At 44.1% G+C, this 19,107-nt stretch carries 20 protein-coding genes, 1 other RNA gene and 3 pseudogenes; 17 read left to right on the top strand and 7 right to left on the bottom strand.

Annotated elements, in window-relative coordinates; genetic code table 11:
- Nucleotides 1-120 (bottom strand): annotated as a pseudogene (locus tag I2D69_RS18180) (transposase); the annotation flags it as partial.
- A gap of 207 nt (nucleotides 121-327) precedes the next feature.
- A complete protein-coding gene (gdhA, locus tag I2D69_RS18175) occupies nucleotides 328-1,662 on the bottom strand; it encodes an NADP-specific glutamate dehydrogenase (protein ID WP_118583930.1) in 1,335 nt (444 codons plus the stop codon).
- A 245-nt stretch (nucleotides 1,663-1,907) separates the two neighbouring features.
- On the opposite strand from gdhA, the gene I2D69_RS18170 reads away from it, so the two are divergent.
- From I2D69_RS18170 to ssrA, 14 genes are all read left to right on the top strand, one after another.
- Nucleotides 1,908-3,125: an aminotransferase class I/II-fold pyridoxal phosphate-dependent enzyme gene (locus tag I2D69_RS18170; RefSeq protein WP_148461853.1), complete on the top strand. Its 1,218-nt coding sequence runs from the start codon at nucleotides 1,908-1,910 to the stop codon at nucleotides 3,123-3,125.
- Nucleotides 3,126-3,265: 140 nt separating this feature from the next.
- Nucleotides 3,266-4,630 carry a citrate/2-methylcitrate synthase gene (locus I2D69_RS18165; RefSeq protein ID WP_195380349.1) on the top strand — a complete coding sequence of 455 codons (1,365 nt, stop codon included), beginning with the start codon at nucleotides 3,266-3,268 and terminating at the stop codon, nucleotides 4,628-4,630.
- A gap of 2 nt (nucleotides 4,631-4,632) precedes the next feature.
- A complete protein-coding gene (locus I2D69_RS18160) occupies nucleotides 4,633-5,493 on the top strand; it encodes a patatin family protein (protein WP_195380348.1) in 861 nt (286 codons plus the stop codon).
- Nucleotides 5,494-5,648: 155 nt separating this feature from the next.
- Nucleotides 5,649-6,152 carry a YqeG family HAD IIIA-type phosphatase gene (locus I2D69_RS18155; RefSeq protein WP_118583936.1) on the top strand — a complete coding sequence of 168 codons (504 nt, stop codon included), beginning with the start codon at nucleotides 5,649-5,651 and terminating at the stop codon, nucleotides 6,150-6,152.
- Nucleotides 6,149-6,652 (top strand): shikimate kinase, encoded by a 504-nt coding sequence (locus I2D69_RS18150; protein ID WP_195380347.1) that lies wholly within the window; start codon nucleotides 6,149-6,151, stop codon nucleotides 6,650-6,652. The genes I2D69_RS18155 and I2D69_RS18150 overlap by 4 nt, the downstream gene beginning before the upstream one ends.
- A gap of 136 nt (nucleotides 6,653-6,788) precedes the next feature.
- On the top strand, nucleotides 6,789-7,346 hold the full coding sequence (efp, locus tag I2D69_RS18145) for an elongation factor P (RefSeq protein WP_118583940.1): 558 nt from the start codon (nucleotides 6,789-6,791) through the stop codon (nucleotides 7,344-7,346).
- A 245-nt stretch (nucleotides 7,347-7,591) separates the two neighbouring features.
- Nucleotides 7,592-8,599, top strand: a complete 1,008-nt coding sequence (locus tag I2D69_RS18140; RefSeq protein WP_173717105.1) for an aldo/keto reductase — start codon at nucleotides 7,592-7,594, stop codon at nucleotides 8,597-8,599.
- A gap of 216 nt (nucleotides 8,600-8,815) precedes the next feature.
- The gene (locus I2D69_RS18135; protein ID WP_330602517.1) at nucleotides 8,816-9,808 is read left to right on the top strand and encodes a BMP family protein; all 993 of its coding nucleotides are present in this window, start codon (nucleotides 8,816-8,818) and stop codon (nucleotides 9,806-9,808) included.
- A 194-nt stretch (nucleotides 9,809-10,002) separates the two neighbouring features.
- Complete coding sequence (locus I2D69_RS18130) at nucleotides 10,003-11,529, top strand: ABC transporter ATP-binding protein (protein ID WP_173770261.1); 1,527 nt, start codon at nucleotides 10,003-10,005, stop codon at nucleotides 11,527-11,529.
- Nucleotides 11,529-12,581, top strand: a complete 1,053-nt coding sequence (locus tag I2D69_RS18125; RefSeq protein ID WP_173719436.1) for an ABC transporter permease — start codon at nucleotides 11,529-11,531, stop codon at nucleotides 12,579-12,581. Before I2D69_RS18130 ends, I2D69_RS18125 begins: the two co-directional genes overlap by 1 nt.
- On the top strand, nucleotides 12,581-13,522 hold the full coding sequence (locus tag I2D69_RS18120) for an ABC transporter permease (protein ID WP_173719435.1): 942 nt from the start codon (nucleotides 12,581-12,583) through the stop codon (nucleotides 13,520-13,522). Before I2D69_RS18125 ends, I2D69_RS18120 begins: the two co-directional genes overlap by 1 nt.
- An 8-nt stretch (nucleotides 13,523-13,530) precedes the next feature.
- Nucleotides 13,531-14,286 (top strand): MerR family transcriptional regulator, encoded by a 756-nt coding sequence (locus tag I2D69_RS18115; protein WP_195380346.1) that lies wholly within the window; start codon nucleotides 13,531-13,533, stop codon nucleotides 14,284-14,286.
- Nucleotides 14,287-14,345: 59 nt separating this feature from the next.
- On the top strand, nucleotides 14,346-15,614 hold the full coding sequence (locus tag I2D69_RS18110; protein WP_173772770.1) for an amidohydrolase family protein: 1,269 nt from the start codon (nucleotides 14,346-14,348) through the stop codon (nucleotides 15,612-15,614).
- Between the two features lie 733 nt (nucleotides 15,615-16,347).
- Nucleotides 16,348-16,697, top strand: a transfer-messenger RNA (tmRNA) gene (gene ssrA, locus I2D69_RS18105).
- A gap of 14 nt (nucleotides 16,698-16,711) precedes the next feature.
- Here the strand turns inward: ssrA and I2D69_RS21300 are convergent.
- The 3 genes from I2D69_RS21300 to I2D69_RS18095 form a co-directional block, all read right to left on the bottom strand.
- Nucleotides 16,712-16,852 carry a hypothetical protein gene (locus I2D69_RS21300; protein ID WP_195983318.1) on the bottom strand — a complete coding sequence of 47 codons (141 nt, stop codon included), beginning with the start codon at nucleotides 16,850-16,852 and terminating at the stop codon, nucleotides 16,712-16,714.
- Nucleotides 16,853-16,940: 88 nt separating this feature from the next.
- The gene (locus I2D69_RS20510) at nucleotides 16,941-17,072 is read right to left on the bottom strand and encodes a hypothetical protein (RefSeq protein WP_264293745.1); all 132 of its coding nucleotides are present in this window, start codon (nucleotides 17,070-17,072) and stop codon (nucleotides 16,941-16,943) included.
- Nucleotides 17,073-17,462: 390 nt separating this feature from the next.
- Entirely contained in the window at nucleotides 17,463-17,771 is a 309-nt protein-coding gene (locus I2D69_RS18095) for a helix-turn-helix transcriptional regulator (RefSeq protein WP_173717559.1), read from the bottom strand.
- Nucleotides 17,772-17,930: 159 nt separating this feature from the next.
- Between I2D69_RS18095 and I2D69_RS18090 the strand changes: the two genes are divergently transcribed.
- Together I2D69_RS18090 and I2D69_RS18085 are read left to right on the top strand one after the other, a co-directional pair.
- A complete protein-coding gene (locus I2D69_RS18090; protein WP_118584274.1) occupies nucleotides 17,931-18,137 on the top strand; it encodes a hypothetical protein in 207 nt (68 codons plus the stop codon).
- A 126-nt stretch (nucleotides 18,138-18,263) separates the two neighbouring features.
- Nucleotides 18,264-18,536, top strand: a pseudogene (locus I2D69_RS18085) (transposase domain-containing protein); the annotation flags it as partial.
- Nucleotides 18,537-18,677: 141 nt separating this feature from the next.
- Here I2D69_RS18085 and I2D69_RS18080 read toward each other — a convergent pair.
- Nucleotides 18,678-18,911: a hypothetical protein gene (locus I2D69_RS18080; protein ID WP_118584275.1), complete on the bottom strand. Its 234-nt coding sequence runs from the start codon at nucleotides 18,909-18,911 to the stop codon at nucleotides 18,678-18,680.
- A pseudogene (locus I2D69_RS21295) lies at nucleotides 18,869-19,045 on the bottom strand (DUF6783 domain-containing protein); the annotation flags it as partial. The gene I2D69_RS18080 and the pseudogene I2D69_RS21295, both read right to left, overlap by 43 nt.
- Between I2D69_RS21295 and I2D69_RS21290 the strand changes: the two are divergent.
- The coding region (locus I2D69_RS21290; protein WP_347708403.1) for a DUF6783 domain-containing protein at nucleotides 18,989-19,107 on the top strand (119 nt) is incomplete at its 3' end. The pseudogene I2D69_RS21295 and the gene I2D69_RS21290 overlap by 57 nt on opposite strands.

Raw genomic sequence — 19,107 nt, 5'->3', positions numbered from 1 at the left:
GATCTCTTTCATGGTCTGACGCATGCTTTTTATCCCATAGAGATACTGAATGAATGGTATCTTTATCAGCATGACGGTATCCATACTGGGACGACCGTTATCCGGACAGTATTTTTCGTCATCATAAAAAACACCGCCCTTCTGATATTCATTATAGCAGAAAAGCGGTTCCAACAATAGCAAAACCCTGCAAAAGCAGGGCTTTGTCTACAGTCTGAAATCCTCGCCAGAGAGTGGGGATTTTTTTCTGTATAAACAAGTATTAAATGGAATAAAAAAGACAGGCCGCAGCGGACCTGTCTTTTTGAAACTTCAGATGACAGAGAATCAGCAGATGCCCTGAGCTTTCATAGCATCTACAACTTTCTCAAATCCGGCGATGTTAGCACCGGCAACATAGTTGTCTTTCATACCATAACGCTTAGCAGCGTCATCTGCTTTGTGGAAGATGTCTACCATGATTCCATGAAGCTTCGCATCAACTTCCTCTGCTGTCCAGGAAAGTCTCATGGAGTTCTGGCTCATCTCAAGAGCAGAAGTAGCAACACCACCAGCGTTAGCTGCTTTACCAGGCATGAACAGAACACCGTTCTCCTGGAGATAAGTTGTAGCATCAAGAGTAGTAGGCATGTTCGCACCCTCAACTACATATTTGCAGCCGTTTGCAACAAGTGTCTTAGCACCATCAAGAGCAAGCTCGTTCTGGGTAGCACATGGAAGGTATACATCACATTTGATGTTCCAGATTCCGGTACCTTCTGTGTAAGAAGCACCCTCAACACGGTCTGCGTACTCTTTGATACGTCCACGTTTTACTTCTTTGATATCTTTCACAATGTCAAGCTTGATTCCTTCCGGATCATAAATATATCCGTTGGAGTCACACATAGCAACAACCTTGCCGCCAAGCTGCTGAGCTTTCTCTACAGCATAGATTGCAACGTTTCCGGATCCTGTTACGATGAATGTCTTTCCATCAATAGAATCGTTATGTGCTTTCATGATCTCATCAAGCATATAAACAACACCATATCCGGTAGCCTGTGTACGGATCAGAGATCCGCCGTAGGTAAGTCCTTTACCTGTGAGAACACCCTCGTATAATCCGCGGATTCTCTTATACTGTCCGAATAAATAACCGATCTCACGTCCGCCTACACCGATATCACCAGCCGGAACATCAGTGTCAGCACCGATATATTTGGAAAGCTCTGTCATGAAGCTCTGGCAGAATGCCATAACCTCTCTGTCAGATTTGCCTTTCGGGTCAAAGTTGGAACCACCTTTACCACCACCGATTGGAAGTCCGGTAAGGGAGTTCTTAAATGTCTGCTCAAATCCAAGGAATTTTAAGATACCCTGGTTTACTGACGGATGGAAACGGAGACCACCCTTATAAGGTCCGATAGCGCTGTTAAACTGTACACGATATCCTTTGTTTACCTGAACAACGCCCTTGTCATCTACCCACGGAACGCGGAAGGAAATGATTCTTTCCGGCTCTACAAGACGCTCCAGAAGGGACATGCTGCGGTATTCTTCTTCATTTTTGTCAATTACGACCTTCAGGGAATCCAGAACTTCCTTTACTGCCTGGTGAAATTCAGGCTCACCTGGATTCTGTGCTACGACTCTTTCGTATACTTCTTCTGTGTAAGACATTGTAATTCCTCCTCATCCAGATAGGTGTAAAATTTTTTAACGACGCTATTATACACTAAAGTGCTAAAAATGAAAAGAGTTTTTTTCATATTTCCAAAAATTTCATTAAGGCTTGCGAAAATGAGCCAAATATGAGATGATAGATAGCAAGAAATACATTATGCCGGAGCAGGAAAAAGGCAGATATAGATTTTTTCCCATACTAGATATGCCGGACATAAGTAGTAAGATGAGGAGTGAAATAAATGAAAACATTCGAGAAGTCCAGTAAACTGGATAACGTACTTTATGATGTGCGAGGACCGGTAGTGGATGAAGCGGCCAGAATGGAAGAGGATGGAATGGAGATCCTGAAGCTGAATATCGGCAATCCATATCCATTTGGATTTTCCGCACCGCAGGAAGTAATTCTGGACATGCTGAGCAATATTCGTACCTCTCAGGGATATTCAGATTCCAAGGGAATCTTTTCCGCAAGAAAGGCCATTATGCAGTATGCCCAGCTTCGAGGAATTCCAGGGGTTACCATGAGTGATATCTATACAGGTAATGGTGTCAGTGAGCTGATCAATCTCTGTATGCAGGCACTTCTGGATAACGGGGATGAGATTCTGATCCCTGCACCGGATTATCCTTTGTGGACAGCTACTGCGACTCTGGCAGGTGGAAATGTAGTTCATTATATTTGTGATGAGCAGTCTGAATGGTATCCGGACATTGATGATATTAAGAGCAAGATCACAGACAAGACCAAAGCGATTGTTATTATTAATCCGAATAACCCTACAGGAGCAGTTTATCCAAAGGAGATCCTGGAGCAGATCGTGCAGATCGCAAGAGAGCATGAGCTGATCATTTTTTCAGATGAGATATACGACCGTCTGATCATGGACGGCTATAAGCATACTTCTATTGCATCCCTTGCACCAGACGTATTCTGCGTTACTTTTTCCGGGCTTTCCAAGTCCCATATGATCGCGGGCTTCCGTATTGGATGGATGATCTTAAGTGGTGCCAAGAATAAGGCGAAGGGGTATATTGAGGGTATTAACATGCTTTCCTCTATGCGCCTTTGTTCCAATGTTCCGGCCCAGTCCATTGTACAGACTGCACTTGGCGGATACCAGAGTGTAAATGAGTACATTCAGCCAGGCGGAAGAGTTTATGAGCAGAGAGATTTTATCTACAAGGCACTTAATGACATTCCGGGAATCACAGCCGTAAAGCCCAAGGCTGCGTTCTATATTTTTCCGAAGATCGATACAGAAAAATTCAATATTCACAATGACGAGCAGTTTGCTCTTGATTTCTTACATGAGAAACAGGTGCTTCTGGTGCCGGGCAAGGGCTTTAACTGGAATTGTCCTGACCACTTCCGCGTAGTATATCTGCCGAATGTGCGTCAGCTGGAGAAGGCTATGGACAAGCTGAAGGATTTCTTGTCCACCTATAAACAGCGATAAGAAGATAATAAAACAATGGCAGTCACAGATTATCCATTTACAATGCCGGAGCAGAAGCATCCGCTTCTGACTCTGACAGCATTAATAATTGAGGGAGGAACGGATTATCGGACGGATTAAAAAGAAAGGAGTTTATTTGAATGGCAGGATTTAAGATGAAAGTAACACCGGAAATAGAGAACCTGACGGAGGTTTGCAAGGAGCATTCCAGCCTGGATCTGTCTCTTTATCAGAAGTATGATGTTAAGCGAGGGCTTCGTGACATCAATGGTAAGGGCGTTCTGGCAGGTCTGACGCAGATTTCCAATGTATGCGCCACGAAGGTGGTTGACGGCAAGGAAGTGCCCTGTGCGGGCAGTCTTTCCTACAGGGGATATGACATCAAGGAGTTGACCAGGGGATTTATTGAAGATGACAGATACGGCTTCGAAGAAACTACCTATCTTTTACTGTTCGGCAAGCTTCCGAATGGGGAGGAACTGGAGGATTTTACCAAGCTTCTGGCGAACCAGCGCTCCCTTCCTACGAATTTCGTAAGGGATGTTATCATGAAAGCACCGTCCAAGGACATTATGAATGCCCTGTCCAGAAGTGTGCTTACACTTTATTGCTATGACAAGGAGCCAGATGATATTTCCCTTCCGAATGTACTGAGACAGTGCCTGAATCTGATCAGTGTATTTCCTCTTTTATCTGTTTATGGATATCAGGCTTACAATCACTATGTATGCGGCAAGAGCCTTTATATTCACAATCCGAAGAAAGAGCTTTCCACAGCGGAGAATATCCTCCGTATGCTTCGCCCGGATAAGAAATATTCCCATCTGGAGGCGAAGATCCTGGATCTTGCCCTGATCCTTCATATGGAGCATGGCGGTGGTAACAACTCTACATTTACTACACACGTTGTTTCCTCATCAGGTACAGATACCTATTCTGCCATCGCAGCTGCTCTTGGTTCTCTGAAGGGACCGAAGCACGGCGGTGCCAATATTAAGGTTGTAAGTATGTTCCAGGATTTGAAGAAGAATGTGAAGGATATTTCTGACGAAGAGGAAGTAAGAGAGTATCTGAAGAAACTGCTTCACAAAGAAGCTTTTGATAAGAGAGGTCTTATTTATGGTATGGGACACGCGATCTATTCGGTATCGGATCCCCGTGCCCAGGTACTGAAAGGCTTTGTTGAGACTTTGGCCAGAGAAAAAGGCCGTATGAAAGAATACAATCTCTACGCGATGGTAGAGCAAATGGCTCCGGAGGTTATCGCCGAGGAACGCCATATTTACAAGGGTGTCAGCGCAAACGTGGATTTTTACAGCGGTTTTGTTTACAGCATGCTGGATCTGCCTCTTGAGCTGTATACACCGATTTTTGCAGTGGCACGTATTGTGGGCTGGAGCGCCCACCGAATGGAAGAGCTGATCAATACAGACAAGATCATCCGTCCGGCTTACAAGAACGTTCTGGCTCCGGCTGTATACGTACCGCTTAAGGAGCGTGAATAAGAATGACAGTGAAGCATCAGTCTTCCCTGGTCCTGGAAGGCGGGGGAAGCAGGGGAGTATTTACAGCAGGGGTTCTGGATTATCTTATGGAAAAAGAGGTGAAATTCCCATATGTGGTGGGTGTTTCCGCTGGTTCCTGCAATGCTCTTGATTATGTATCCTGGCAGCCTGGAAGAACCAGAGACTGCATGATCATAGAGGATAAGGCAAACAGCTATATTGCTACTAAGGAAGCTCTTAAGAAGCATGAGCTTTTTGACATGGATATGCTGTTTGACAAATATCCAAATGAATTGTTTCCGTTTGATTTTGATACTTTTTTTCAGTCAGATACGGAGTGTGAGATGGTAGTGACAAACTGCCAGACTGGTGATGCGGAATATATGACTGAGAAGCATGACAGACGTCGCCTGATGGATATTGGAAGGGCTTCTTCCAGTATTCCCGTTGTAAGTCCCATGGTAGAGATTGACGGTGTTCCTTATCTGGATGGCGGCATTGCAGATTCGATTCCCCTGATCCATGCCATGGAGAAGGGATATCGAAAGAACGTGGTGATCCTTACCCGAAATATGGGTTACCGCAAGAAGAAACCGGGAAAGAGCACTCCGCTTTATGTGGCTGCATTTCGGCATTATCCGGAATTTTTGAACACTTTATATAATCGTTACCGCAGCTACAACCGGACTTTGGAGCTTCTGGAAAAATGGGAGAGGGAGGGACATATTTTTGTCATCCGCCCGGAAATGCCAACTGTGGGGCGTGCGGAGGCGAACAAAGAGAAGCTAATGGCGTTTTATCAGCATGGTTATGATGTGATGAAAGACCATTATGAGGAACTGCAGGCGTACTTAAGTAGGTGACGGGATCCTGACAGAATCTCTTGGGAAACAGGCGCGAAATCATGTGAATACATGATTTCTGTGCATTGCAAAGCGTGTTGCCGGAGTCTGTTTGAAAAATCATCCCCGCAATCTGCATTACCATAGAAAATAAAAGAATTAAAGGATGTAACAGAATGTTTGAACGCTTTTTTCCAGATGAATATCTGGATTCAGCATATGTAGTCAACTATGAAAAACTATACCAGGAGGGATACAGGGGGATTTTGTTTGATATCGACAATACCCTGGTTCCTCATGGGGCACCGGCAGATCCGGAAGCTGTCCGGCTTTTTCAGAAGCTTCGTGACATTGGCTTTTCCTGCTGTCTGGTGTCAAACAACAGGAAAAAAAGGGTAGAACCCTTTGCCGCTTCAGTAGGCGCTCAGTTTATTGAAATGGCTGCCAAGCCGTCCAGAAAAGGCTATGAAAGAGCCATGGAAAGACTTGGAACGAACACAGGGAATACGGTCTTTATCGGAGACCAGCTTTTTACCGATATATGGGGGGCTAAGAATGCTGGCCTTCGCAATATTCTGGTAAAGCCGATCAATCCCAAGGAAGAGATCCAGATCGTGCTGAAGCGCTATCTGGAGAAAATTGTATTACATTTTTATACCAAGGAGGAGAAGAATTCATGAACCATATTGTGGTGATCGGATTTATGGGTTCTGGCAAGACAAGAGTGGGGAAACGTCTGTCCAGTGACCTGGGGCTGACATTTGTGGATGTGGACAAGGTGATTGCTAAGAAGATGAACATGTCCGTAAAGGAGATTTTACAGAAATTTGGAGAGCCATATTACCGTGCTCTGGAAACTATGACTGTGAAAGCTCTGATTGAAGATAAAGAAAGAAAAGTGATTTCTCTTGGCGCAGGTCTTCCGGTTCAGGAGCAGAATGAGCAGTATATTAAGCAGCTGGGTACAGTTGTTTACCTGAAGGGGTCTGCTGAGACTCTCCGCAAGAGACTTGAGGGAAATAGCAATCCTCTTCTGGAAGGCGAAAATCAGGATGAAAAGATCAAAAAGCTTCTGAAACAGCGTGATCCGATTTATCATAAATTTGCAGATATTGAAGTTGTGACAGGAGTGAAGCCTTTTGAGGAACTAATCAAGGAAATTGAAGGACAGCTTCCGTGAATACAAAAGTATTTTGCCATAATATATGGGAAAAACAGGAAAATTTGGCTGCATATGAAAAAAAGTAGTTGAAAAAATGGTACATATATAATAAAATATTTCTAGTCATAAGCACTATAAGGAGGAAAAATTAATTATGATTTCAGCAGGTGATTTCAGAAACGGTGTCACAGTAGAAATTGATGGCAACGTTTGTCAGATCGTAGAATTCCAGCACGTTAAACCGGGTAAGGGAGCTGCTTTCGTTAGAACCAAATACAAAAATATTATTACAGGATCCGTGTTAGAGAAATCTTTCCGTCCTACAGAGAAATTCCCTACAGCACGTATCGAGCGTGTTGATATGCAGTATCTCTACAGCGATGGCGGATTATATTACTTCATGAACGTAGAGACATTTGACCAGGTTGGTCTTACAGAAGAGCAGGTTGGCGATTCTCTTAAATTTGTAAAAGAGAATGAGATGGTTAAGATCTGTTCTCACAATGGCAATGTATTCGCTATTGAGCCTCCGTTATTCGTTGAACTTGTAGTTACAGAGACAGAGCCAGGATTCGCTGGAAATACAGCTCAGGGTGCTACCAAACCGGCTATCGTTGAGACAGGAGCACAGGTTATGGTTCCGCTGTTCGTTAACCAGGGCGACAAGCTGAAAATTGACACCAGAACAGGCGAGTACCTGTCACGAGTATAAATAAATAACTGCGGAGCAGTTATTTATTTATGAGCAAGTAGCGGATGCGGATTGCGAATATCCGCTAGAATAACTGCGGAACAGTTATTTATTTATGAGCAAGTAGCGGAAGCGGATTGCGAATATCCGTTCTAAATCGCATAAGCTGTTTATTTATGTGCCATCGGCGTATGCCGGTGGCACATTTTGTTAATTTCAGACACATTTTATAAATTATTGTATACCAAAAATAAGGAGGAGCACAAATGGAATATACAACACTTGGAAAAACTGGTCTTAAGATTTCCCGTATGGGATTTGGCGGAATCCCCATCCAGAGAATTGACGCGGAAGGTACTAAGAAATTAATGCAGCAGCTGGCAGAAGAGGGGGTAAATTATATCGATACAGCCAGAGGCTACACGGTCAGCGAGGAGTATCTTGGTTATGCCCTTGAAGGAATTCGTGACAAATTTGTGATTGCCACCAAGAGTATGGCAAGAACCAGAGAAGCCATGGCAGCAGACATTGAGAAGAGCCTTGGCAATCTTCGAACCAATCACATTGACCTGTATCAGGTACATAACCCAAGCATGGAACAGCTGGACACTGTTATAGGTGAGGGCGGTGCCTTGGAGGCTTTATTGGAGGCGAAAGCAGCCGGTAAAATTGGTCATATCGGTCTGACTGCACATTCTACAGCTGTTTTTGAGCGCGCACTGAATCTGGACTGGGTGGAGACAATTATGTTTCCATATAATATCGTAGAAAACCAGGGCGACGAGCTGATCCGCAAATGTCAGGAGAAAAATGTGGGCTTTATTGCCATGAAGCCATTAGCAGGTGGTGCAATTGAGAATGGCAGTCTTGCACTTCGTTATGTCTGTTCTAACCAGGCTGTTACTGTGGTAATCCCGGGAATGGCAGAAGTATCTGAACTGGAAGAGAACATTAAGGCATGCTCTGACACAGCACCTCTTACAGAGGCAGAGCTTGCAGAAATGGAACAGATCCGCCATCAGCTGGGCACCAATTTCTGCCGTCGCTGCAATTACTGTGCGCCATGTACGGTTGGAATCAGCATCCCAAGCGCATTCCTTTTCGCAGGATATCTGGAACGCTACAATCTGGCTGACTGGGCGAAAGACCGCTACGGCAGCATGGCAGTGAAAGCTTCTGCATGTGTGGGATGCGGCAAGTGCGAGACAAGATGCCCATATCATCTGCCAATCCGGGAAATGCTGAAGAAGGTTGCAGAAGAATTTGGAGAATAATAAAAACTGCCCTGTGCGTCTTCAATGGTTTTTCAGATAATTTTGCAAAAAAAAGAAAAAATGTATTGACTCTATAGTAACTATATAGTTTACTATAAAGAAGCCTTAAGAAAACCTTATAGCAACTACAAAGTTGCGGATAAGAAAAATAAGCGATACTGGCCACGGAGTGAACAGTATCGAATACACGAAAACAGGATCTGATCAAGGAGGATTATGATGAAAAAACTGGTGGTTATGGGATTAGCAATGGCAATGACAGCGGCTATGGTAAATGGTGTATGTACTCAGCCGGTACAGGCAGCTGATGGAGAAGGACTGAAGGTAGCACTTTTACTTTCCGGAGCAGCAAATGACCAGGGCTGGAATCAGACAGCATACGAAGGAACACAGAAAGCCTGTGAGAAATACGGATACGAGCTGGCTTACACAGAGAACCTGGAAGTTGCTGATATTTCCGCTGCTTTTGCTGACTATGCAAGTGCAGGTTATGATGTGGTAATCGGTCACGGATATGAGTTCGGTGATCCTGCACTGGAAGTTGCAGAGACCTACCCAGACACCAAATTCATCTGCACAGAGGCTGACGCTTCCGCTGACAACGTAGCTTCCTACGTTATGGCATGTGAGCAGACCGCTTATGTAGAAGGAATCATTGCTGCTTCTACTTCTGAGTCTGGTAAGCTTGGCGCCATTGGACCGATCCCTGGAGATTCCCTTGTAAAGATCATTAACGGATATGAAGACGGAGCGAAATCCGTAAATCCTGATATCGAAGTTCAGACAGCCTGGACAAACTCTTTTGTTGATACACAGCTTGCACAGGAAGCTGCAAAAGCTATGATCGACAATGGCGTAGACGTAATCAAGCATTGTGCAAATGCTTGCGGAAACGGTGCAATGACAGCAGCTGTTGAGGCTGGAATCTGGTGCCAGGGCGATTCTTACGATCAGAGCTCTTTAGCACCTGACAATATTCTTGATTCTGCAATTTACAATCTTGATGTTGTAATTGATACTGCCCTTGGCAGCGTTGCAGACGGAAGCTTTGAGGGAGATGTTTACAACCTTGGTATGGCAGATGGCGCAGTAGAAGTTCTCCTTTCCGACAATCTTTCCGATGATGTGAAAGCAACTGCACAGGATGCAATTGATAAGATCGTTTCCGGCGAGCTTGAAGTTGAGCGCGACTACACAATGAGACAGTAAGAAATCGGATTTGTAACCGCGGATTGAGATATCTGTTTTTATAAAAATGGCTCGCAATCTGAAATCCGGCAACTGATTGTTCAAAGACAAATGAAGCTGAAATGGAGGAAAGTTATCAATCAGTCAGTGGAGATAACCTTCCGAAGTTTCAGCTTTTTAAAACACTTTAATTATACGAGAAAAAGGAGAAAACCATGTCTCTTCTTCAAATGAAACATATCTGTAAATCATTTTCCGGCGTATATGCAAATGAGGATATCAACCTGACAGTAGAAAAAGGTGAGATCCATGCTCTCCTCGGTGAGAACGGAGCCGGAAAGACCACACTTGTTAATATTATATTTGGTCTGTACACTGCAGACAGCGGTGAAATTTTGTGGAAAGACAAGCCAGCGGATTTTGCCTCTCCAAGGGAAGCTATCGATGCAGGCATTGGAATGGTCCAGCAGCATTTTTCCCTGGTAAATAAAATGACAGTTCTGGATAACATTGTCCTGAATCTGAAGGACAACTCCTTTTTCCTGGACAGAGCTGCTGCAAAAAAGAAGCTGACTGATCTGGCAGAAAAATACGGACTCTACGTGAACCCGGATGCTGTGATCAGTGATCTGTCAGTGGGAGAACAGCAGCGCGTGGAAATCCTGAAAGCATTATACAGAAATGTAGAACTTCTGATTCTGGATGAGCCTACTGGCGTACTCACCCCTCAGGAAACCACACAGTTTTTCGATGTTCTCCGCAATCTGAAAAAAGAAGGCTATGGAATCATTATCATCACCCATCGTATGAGCGAGATTATGGCAATCAGTGACAAGGTTACCATTCTTCGGGATGGCAGACAGGTGGCAGATCTTGTGACTGCAGACACCAATCCGGAAGAGCTGTCTGCCTATATGATCGGACGAGAGCTGAATGATGACTATCATATAGAAGGTTCTCCCAAAAAAGATATTATGCTGGAATTGAAAAATGTGTCCAATCATCACAGAAAACACAGCCGTCATAAGCTTGAGAATATCAGCCTTACCATTCACAAGGGAGAAATCCTTGGAATTGCCGGTGTGGAAGGAAACGGACAGAAAGAGCTTGCAGAGGTGATCACCGGAATCCAGAAAACCGGTGAGGGCGAAATTCTTCTGGACGGACAGAATCTGGCAGGAATCAATATCCGCGGACGTTATGAAGCAGGTGTTTCCTATATTTCAGAGGACAGATTGTCAGACAGTCTGATCACCGGAATGAACATTTCAGAAAACCTTGTTCTCCGGGAATATGGGAAGCCTCCATTTGCAAACCATTCTATTATAAACAAAGCAGCTATTCGTAAAAATGCAGCAGAAAAAATGAAACAATATCAGGTGCGCGCATCCGGAAAGTCGGGGATTGATACGCTTGTAAAGCTTTTGTCAGGCGGAAACCAGCAGAAGCTGATCATAGCCAGAGAGCTGAACGATCATGCAAAAGTGATCGTGGCAAGCCAGCCTACCAGAGGTCTTGACATCGGTGCTACAGAATTTGTCCGTCAGCAGCTTATTGATCAGAGAAATGCAGGAAAAGGTGTTATGCTGATCTCTGCAGACCTGGAAGAAATTATGGCGTTAAGTGACAGGATCGCAGTGCTTTTTGGTGGAAAAATCGTGGGAATCCTGAATAGAGAAGAAGCTACTGTACAGAAAATCGGCCTTCTCATGGGCGGAATTTCAGAAGAGGAGGCAAGATAATGGAGAAGGAAAAAAGAACAAGAGGGATTACAGATGTACTTCTGATTCTTGTGATTACAATTCTGGCAGGTACGGTTTTGATCCTTGCATGCGGCGCAAGCCCGATGGAAGCATACGGTCTTTTCTTCCGTGGAATCTTTGGAACACCTGCAGGATTTGCAGAAATTTTTGTAAAAGCATGCCCGCTGATCCTTACAGGTCTTGGCTGCGCAGTAGCATATCGTACCGGCTTTTTCAACATTGGTGCAGAAGGACAGTTTTATGTAGGGGCAATGGCAACTACCATGGTAGCTCTGAACTGGACGGCTGTTCCTGGAATACCAAGAATTATCCTTTCCCTGGTAATCGGATTTCTGGCAGGTGGCGTGTGGGCGCTGATCGCAGCAGTGTGCAAAGCGAAATTCAATATTTCCGAAATTATTGTCACTATCATGCTGAACTATATTGCAATTAATTTTCTTGGCTATGCAGTCCGTTCTTTTTTGATGGACCCGGCTGGAAATGTTCCACAGTCTGCGAAAATTGACAAAACCGTACAGCTTGGAACCCTGATCCGGGCAACCCGTTTTCATGCAGGCATTCTGATCGCAATCATCTGTGTACTTGTAGTGTGGTTTTTCCTGGAAAAAACAACTATGGGATACGAATTGAAGGCAGTTGGGTTGAACAAACGTGGAAGTACCTGCAACGGTATTTCTGTTATGAAAAATATTGTGCTTTCTGCCTTTTTAAGCGGCGGACTTTCCGCAGTGGCAGGCGGAATCGAGGTCCTTGCCATTCAGAAAAAGCTTCTGGAAGGAATCTCCTCAAACTGTGGCTATACAGCTGTTTTGATCGCACTTGTGGCATTTAATAATCCTATTGGCGTATTCTTTGTGGCAGTGCTTTATGCAGCAATGCAGGTAGGTGCAAGCTCTATGCAAAGACAGCTTGGAGTACCGTCTGCGATCGTTAACATTTTGATCGGTCTGGTTGTTGTTTTGATCCTGGGAAGAGAACTGTTTCATTTCAAAAAGAAACAGGCAAAAGTTGGAAAAGGAGGAAATGCGTAATGCTTCAGCAGATTTTCAGTTTAAGCTTTATGACGGCTTTTCTGGCCGCAGCAGTTCGTCTGGCAGTGCCGCTTATGTATGGCGGAATTGGTGAGACCATTGCGGAAAAATCCGGTATTCTGAATATCGGAATGGAAGGTGTTATGCTCAGCGGTGCATTTTTTTCCTTTGCAGGTGCCTGGTATTCCGGCAATCTGTTTGTGGGACTTTTGTGCGGTATGGCAGGAGGACTTATAGTCAGTCTGCTTCATGGACTTCTTTCCATTACGCTGATTCAGAACCAGTCTGTATCCGGTCTTGCCATCAACATGCTTATGCTTGGCGTCACCAGCTTTTTGTTTAAATTAATGTCAAATGGACAGGGCTATCAGCAGATCGAGACCTTCCCAAACATTGCCATTCCAGGCTTGTCAAAGATTCCGCTGATCGGAGATGCATTTTTTAACTGCGATTTCCTGACCTATATCCTTTATGTGCTCCTGATCCTGACCTGGATTTTTTACAAAAAAACCAATCTTGGACTGTCCTTTATGGCAGTAGGAGAGCACCCACGTGCAGCAGAATCCGCAGGTATCCAGGTGAAAAAATACCGCTGGATCGTGATGGTGTTCAACGGAATTCTTGGAGGAATCGGCGGTGCATATCTGGTACTGGTACAGCTTGGCGTTTTTACAGAAAATATGATTTCCGGCCGTGGCTATATCGCTCTTGCAACTGTTATTCTTGGACGATACACACCTTTTGGAATGTTTGGAGCAGCTCTTTTGTTCGGAGCAGCCAATGCCCTGCAGATTCGTCTCCAGACCATCGGCGTATCCATTTCCCCGTTCCTTCTGGCAATTTTGCCATATGCGCTGACCCTTATTGCAATGCTTGGGGCTGCCGGAAAGAACAGTGAACCAGAAGCTCTTGCTAAGCCGTATGTAAAAGGCTCAAGATAGGAGTATATATGGCAAATAAAGAGTATCTGAATGTAAACGAGCTGGCGACCTTATTCGGATTGAACGTGCAGACCCTGCATTATTATGACAAAATCGGAATTCTGAAGCCCAGCTACAGAGACCCGAAAAACGGATATCGGAAATATCGTTTTGATCAGACTTATAAGCTTGCCTCCATCCGCTATATGCGAAAACTGGGCTATTCCATTGAGGCAGTCCGGGATTTTCAGGACACGAAAAGCCCTGATGAGGCGCTTAAAAGACTGAAGGAGCGTTCCGTGGCCATTCATGCCCAGTGGGAAGAGATGATGCGGATTGACCATGCGATTTTGCGAAAAATACAGTTTATTGAAGACTCGAAAGATGGAATTGATTACGAAAACATTCAGGTGGTGAAATATCCGGAGCGAAAATATATTCCCATTGGAGCAGAAGAGGAGCTTTATGCAGGCGAATCATTCTACTTTTATCCAACCATTGTATTTTATGGGGAAAATAGCAAGGAATTTGGAGCGCTTCTTACAGATGCCGTTCCAGAGGAAAATGCGGAGATACGCACGATTCCTGCAGAAACCTATGTTGTGGGGTATCACAAAGGGGCATATGAAGAGATTCAGGACAGCTTTAAAAGGATAAAGGAATGGGGACGGAATCTGAATCTGGAGGATACCATTCTGGCGCTGAATATCATCGACCAGTTTGTGGAACAGGATAATGATAATTATTCTACCAGGATCGAGGTCAGGATTGCAGATACAAAATAGAGGAAAAGCGATGCGAGAAAGAGAAAAAATGCAATGATTAAGAATGTGAGGGACAAAAAATGGCAGTAAAGATTTACCACGGAGATATTTTGTTTACACCGTCAGCAGACAGGTTAGAGATTCACGAAAACAGTTATATAATTGTAGAAGATGGAGTGGTTTCACAGATCTGTGAAAAGATTCCGGAGCAGTATCAGGGCGCAGAGGTTGTAGATTACGGCGATAAGCTGATCATTCCGGCTTTTTCCGATCTTCATGTACACGGAGCACAGTATGTACAGCGTGGAATTGGTATGGACTGTCTGCTTTCCGACTGGCTGAATCATTATACATTTCCGCAGGAATCCCGTTTCCAGAATATGGAATATGCGAAAAACTGCTACGATGCATTTGTAGATGATATGCTCCGTCATGGTACTTTCCATGCCAATGTTTTTGCAACCATTCACCGTGAGGCCACAAACTATCTCTTTGATAAAATGGAAGAGAAAGGCATGTATGGTTATGTGGGAAAGGTGAACATGGACTGCAATTCTCCGGAATTTCTCACCGAGACCACAGAGGATTCCCTGAAGGAAACAGAGAAGTATCTGGCAGAACATGAGGGCAGCAAAAAGGTGAAAACCATTCTGGCTCCCCGTTTTGCCCCGACCTGCAGCAAGCCGCTGATCGATGGTCTTGGCAAGCTGGCAGCAAAATATCATTGTGGTGTGCACACTCATCTGGTAGAGTCTCTGTGGGAGGCACAGGAAGCTCTGAATCTGTTTCCGGGCTATAGTTCTGACGCAGAAATTTATGAGCGCGCAGGTCTGATGGATCACGGTCCGTCTATTTTCGCCCATGTTATTTTCCCAACTGAGGAAGATAAGCGGATTCTGAAAAAACATGGAAGCTTTTCTGTTCACTGCCCGGATGCCACTGTGAATATTATTGCAGGAATTATGCCGCTGCAGCATATGGAGGCTGAGGGACTGAAAATTGCCATGGGAACTGACATTGCCGGTGGCCATGGAATCGGCATCTACCGCCAGGTTGCAAGAGCCGTGCAGTTATCCAAGCTGAAAGAATTCTACGAGCCACAGGAGAGTAAGACCATTACCATTACACAGGCATTCTACCATGCAACCAAAGAGTCTGGAAGTGTATTCGGTAAGGTTGGTTCTTTCGAAAAAGGGTATGCGTTTAATGCTCTTGTGATTGATAATATGGAAGATCCATGGACAAAAATGACGGCAGAGGAGAAACTGGAGCGTTTCTGCTACATCGGAGATGACCGGAATATTAAGGCCAGATATATTGATGGGGAGCTGTTGGAGCAGGAATTTTAGAAATTTGCTATTTAGTGTGTTGGGAGGGTGAAAAGTTTTCAGGAGGGACGCATTTGGACAATGTGTATTACTCACTCGCCGGCGCAACGCTCCAGCGAACTAATCGCTAACTGCGACTAATGCGTTCGGGAAAGCCCTCACGCATAAGTCTTCGTAAGCGCTGGATTTCGCTTACGCTAAGAGCGCGCCTGAAATGGCTCGCTGGAGTAATACACACTGCCCAAATGCTGTGTACTGGCTGGGACTTGCTGGTTAGTAAGAACTTTTAACGAAGGGGGAGTGGGAGTGACTGGCTTCCCTACACTTTCTTGGAAACGATAGATTGGCAAAAAACAATAAAGTTGCGGGATACCAACTACTTCACCCCACCCCCGCTGTTGTCGTTACTGTTTCTTTCTTCCCTTTCCAGCAGCCAGCGATTTTGCAATGTATATTCGCAAGCCGCGTATTTTAGGAGCGGTTTTAGTGGAGGCGAGATCCATGACTTACGGAGACTTAGGCGCGAAGGCTCTCCTGAGCGTCTTAGTCGTAGTTAGTCATTAGCTTGCCGGAACGTTGCGACGCGCGGCGGTGAATATACATTGTGAAATCGCGTCCGGAATAACGACCAACACATTAAATAGTAAAACACCATCTTGACAACTTTGCAAAAAATGCATATAATAATATCTTAGCGAAAGCACAATTACACAAACTTCGTCTGCGCGCCAGCAATACCTATTATATACGATTAGGGCTTGTACTGGTTTCGACGGGGGTTTTGAAGTTGTGGAAGCCATCCGCAGTCTCCCGAACTGCGTAATAACGGGAAATTCTAAATATAAACGCTGACGATCAGTTAGTAATGGCAGCCTAAGTGCTGCCCGTCAGTCCTGTTGCACTCACACTTCAGGAGTCTGGTGTCGACCTTGTGAGAAACCTTGCCGGGTAAGCTTTGCCCCGGTAGATGTATCATGAAGCTACTGAAGCAGTAAGCCTGTCGGTGGGCGTGCTGTGGAGGGAATGTTAATACAGCGACTGTGATGGGAGATGCCGCAAGGGATAGACTTTCGGACGCGGGTTCAATTCCCGCCAGGTCCATAGTGAAAACGCCGTATTTACGGCGTTTTTTCTTTTTCGTGTTGCATAGTTGTGAAATGCGAATTAATTTTATCTGTAAATTTCTTTTGCTCATCGTTGATCACATTTCTGTATACAGCCTTTAGAACGGTATCTGTTTTCCATCCACCTCTTGCCATAATGTACTGATCCGGGATACCAATTGCGTGCATGATCGAAGCAGAGTAATGTCGGAAATCATGAAAACGGAATGGTATAACCATTCCTTCAAATGGAATTATTGATTGCTACAGTGCTGTTACAATATAAGCCTTTTATGTTTGGACTATTAAATTCATAGTCCATTACGTCTATACCGTCCGCGCAGGTCTGGTCTTGTAATTTCTCATATGTGCTCATGTAAACACCTCCCGCTTTAGTATATCTCAATACGTGTACAAAAATCTGTACAGTTGCTTCCACAAAAAGAAAATTGACAAATATTTCGGAGTGACATATAATATATTTAACAAGAGAACCGTTGGTCAGTGCACACCTGACCGCCGGATAAAGCATCAGCTAAAAATAGCGCCTTACTTTACCAGAGCAGGGGCGCTATTTTTTATGCGAAAAAGTAATAACAAGAGTTATGACTGCACAAAACATAATTACAAAAGTAAATAAATCACTGTATGTAACCATCAGCACCAGCCTCCTTTCACAAAAGTGTCCGGCGGCTGACATAACACCCCAACAGTTCCCTGGGTAAATATATTATATTGTCAATGTACATTCTGGCAGATATGCCGATTATTTCCTTTTGCTTTTCACAAATTCAGCAAACTGGCGAATTTCATTCAATTCGTCTTCGGTGTATTCTTTGCCATCAAAATGAGCGGCAAGAGTGGTAAGTTCGTCATTAAGTCCGAGGAGAGTATCAGCAGAAACATTTAAGCAATCAGCAATTTTCTTTATTGTATTTACGTTTGGTTCTCTATTTCCACTCTCATATAGTGAATATGTAGATTTTGCTACGCCAATATTTTCTGCCACTTCTTTCTGGGATAATCCAGATCTTAAGCGAGCTTCTTTTAAATTGTCATTAAAATTGTCACCCATAATTGGAACCTCCTGATAATTCGATTATAGTTGCATATTGAAAAAACTGTCAACAGAAAAGTTTGCAAAATGAAAAGAAAAGTATTGATAAATTTGCAAATAGAAATTATAGTATAATTTCAGTTTGCAAAACGCAAATAAGCGAAAGGAGGAAATGAGATGTTTAGAAATTTAGAAGCGGAACAAGCCAGATTTGGTTATACAAATCAGCAGATGGCAGACAAGTCAATGATGTTTGCAACTGACAACGAACCAAGAGAGAAAGGAGGTGACAACGATCGTAATGACGGTTATTTTTGGTTATCAGTGTCTTCGGTCGATTTGGAATTATCAGTACCTTCTTCAACAGGTGAGCATGTGTCTTGAGTCTGTGAATACTGTTTATGCAGCTCTTCGACAGTTTCTTTTAACTATGACATTTTTCTTGAAATATGTTAAGAGCACATAACTAAGTTCGGCACATAATTACGGTTATGTTCTTAAGCACATAACCGTAAAAACTGGCTGTTCTGTGACACACCAAACGGAGCCCAGGCCAGCGCTATTGTGTACACAATGGTAGAAATGGCAAAAGCCAATGGAGTAAACGTCTATCACTATCTTACCTATCTGCTGGAAAAACTGCCTGATGATTGGATGAGTGATGATGAATTAGAACTTCTGGCGCCATGGAACGAAACTGTCAAAGCTGAGATCGAACGTCGTGCAAACGAATCAAATCAATCATATGTGAATTGTCAAGGTGCTCCGGCTACTGAAAAGTAGTCGGGGATTTTTCTTACAGAGAATATTTAAATAAATATGATGTAAACAAAGACGCATGAGTGTGGAGTGTGTGATTGAGAAATTTCAGAAAAAGTGAAAATCAGTCAGGGCCCCCTTTGGGGAGTCCCTGACTAAATGTAGCTATTCCTCAAATTCCGCAATCACCACATACCCACTAAGCGGTGCCTTTTCCACACTGACAATGGTTCCTTCCTTTGCCTTGATTCTCTGTGAGTTCGGATAGCAGCCGGACATGGCTACAGCAGGCTCAATGATATAGCTGTAGTTCATGTAGGACTGATATTCCGTGATCTGAATCTTATCTCCCGGTTTCACCAGTCCCGGACGCTCCATTTTAAAACTTTCCTGACGCATGTGAATTCCCTCTTTTCAAAAATTGATTTATATTTTACACTGTACTTAGAGCGTGTTTGAAAAATCATTCCCGCAATCTGCACGCCCCACTTTGCGGGAGATTTCACCCGAATTCGGGCGCCGTAGCCCGCTACGGCGCCCTCATCCGAGCGAAATCTCCCACAAATTGTGACGCACATCTTGCAGAAAGCCTTTT

The organism is Ruminococcus sp. D54t1_190329_F1, from assembly GCF_015551645.1.
Lineage (GTDB): Bacteria > Bacillota > Clostridia > Lachnospirales > Lachnospiraceae > Blautia_A > Blautia_A faecis.
Note: the sequence above shows the minus strand (reverse complement) of the source record. Positions and strands in the feature narration are given on the sequence as shown.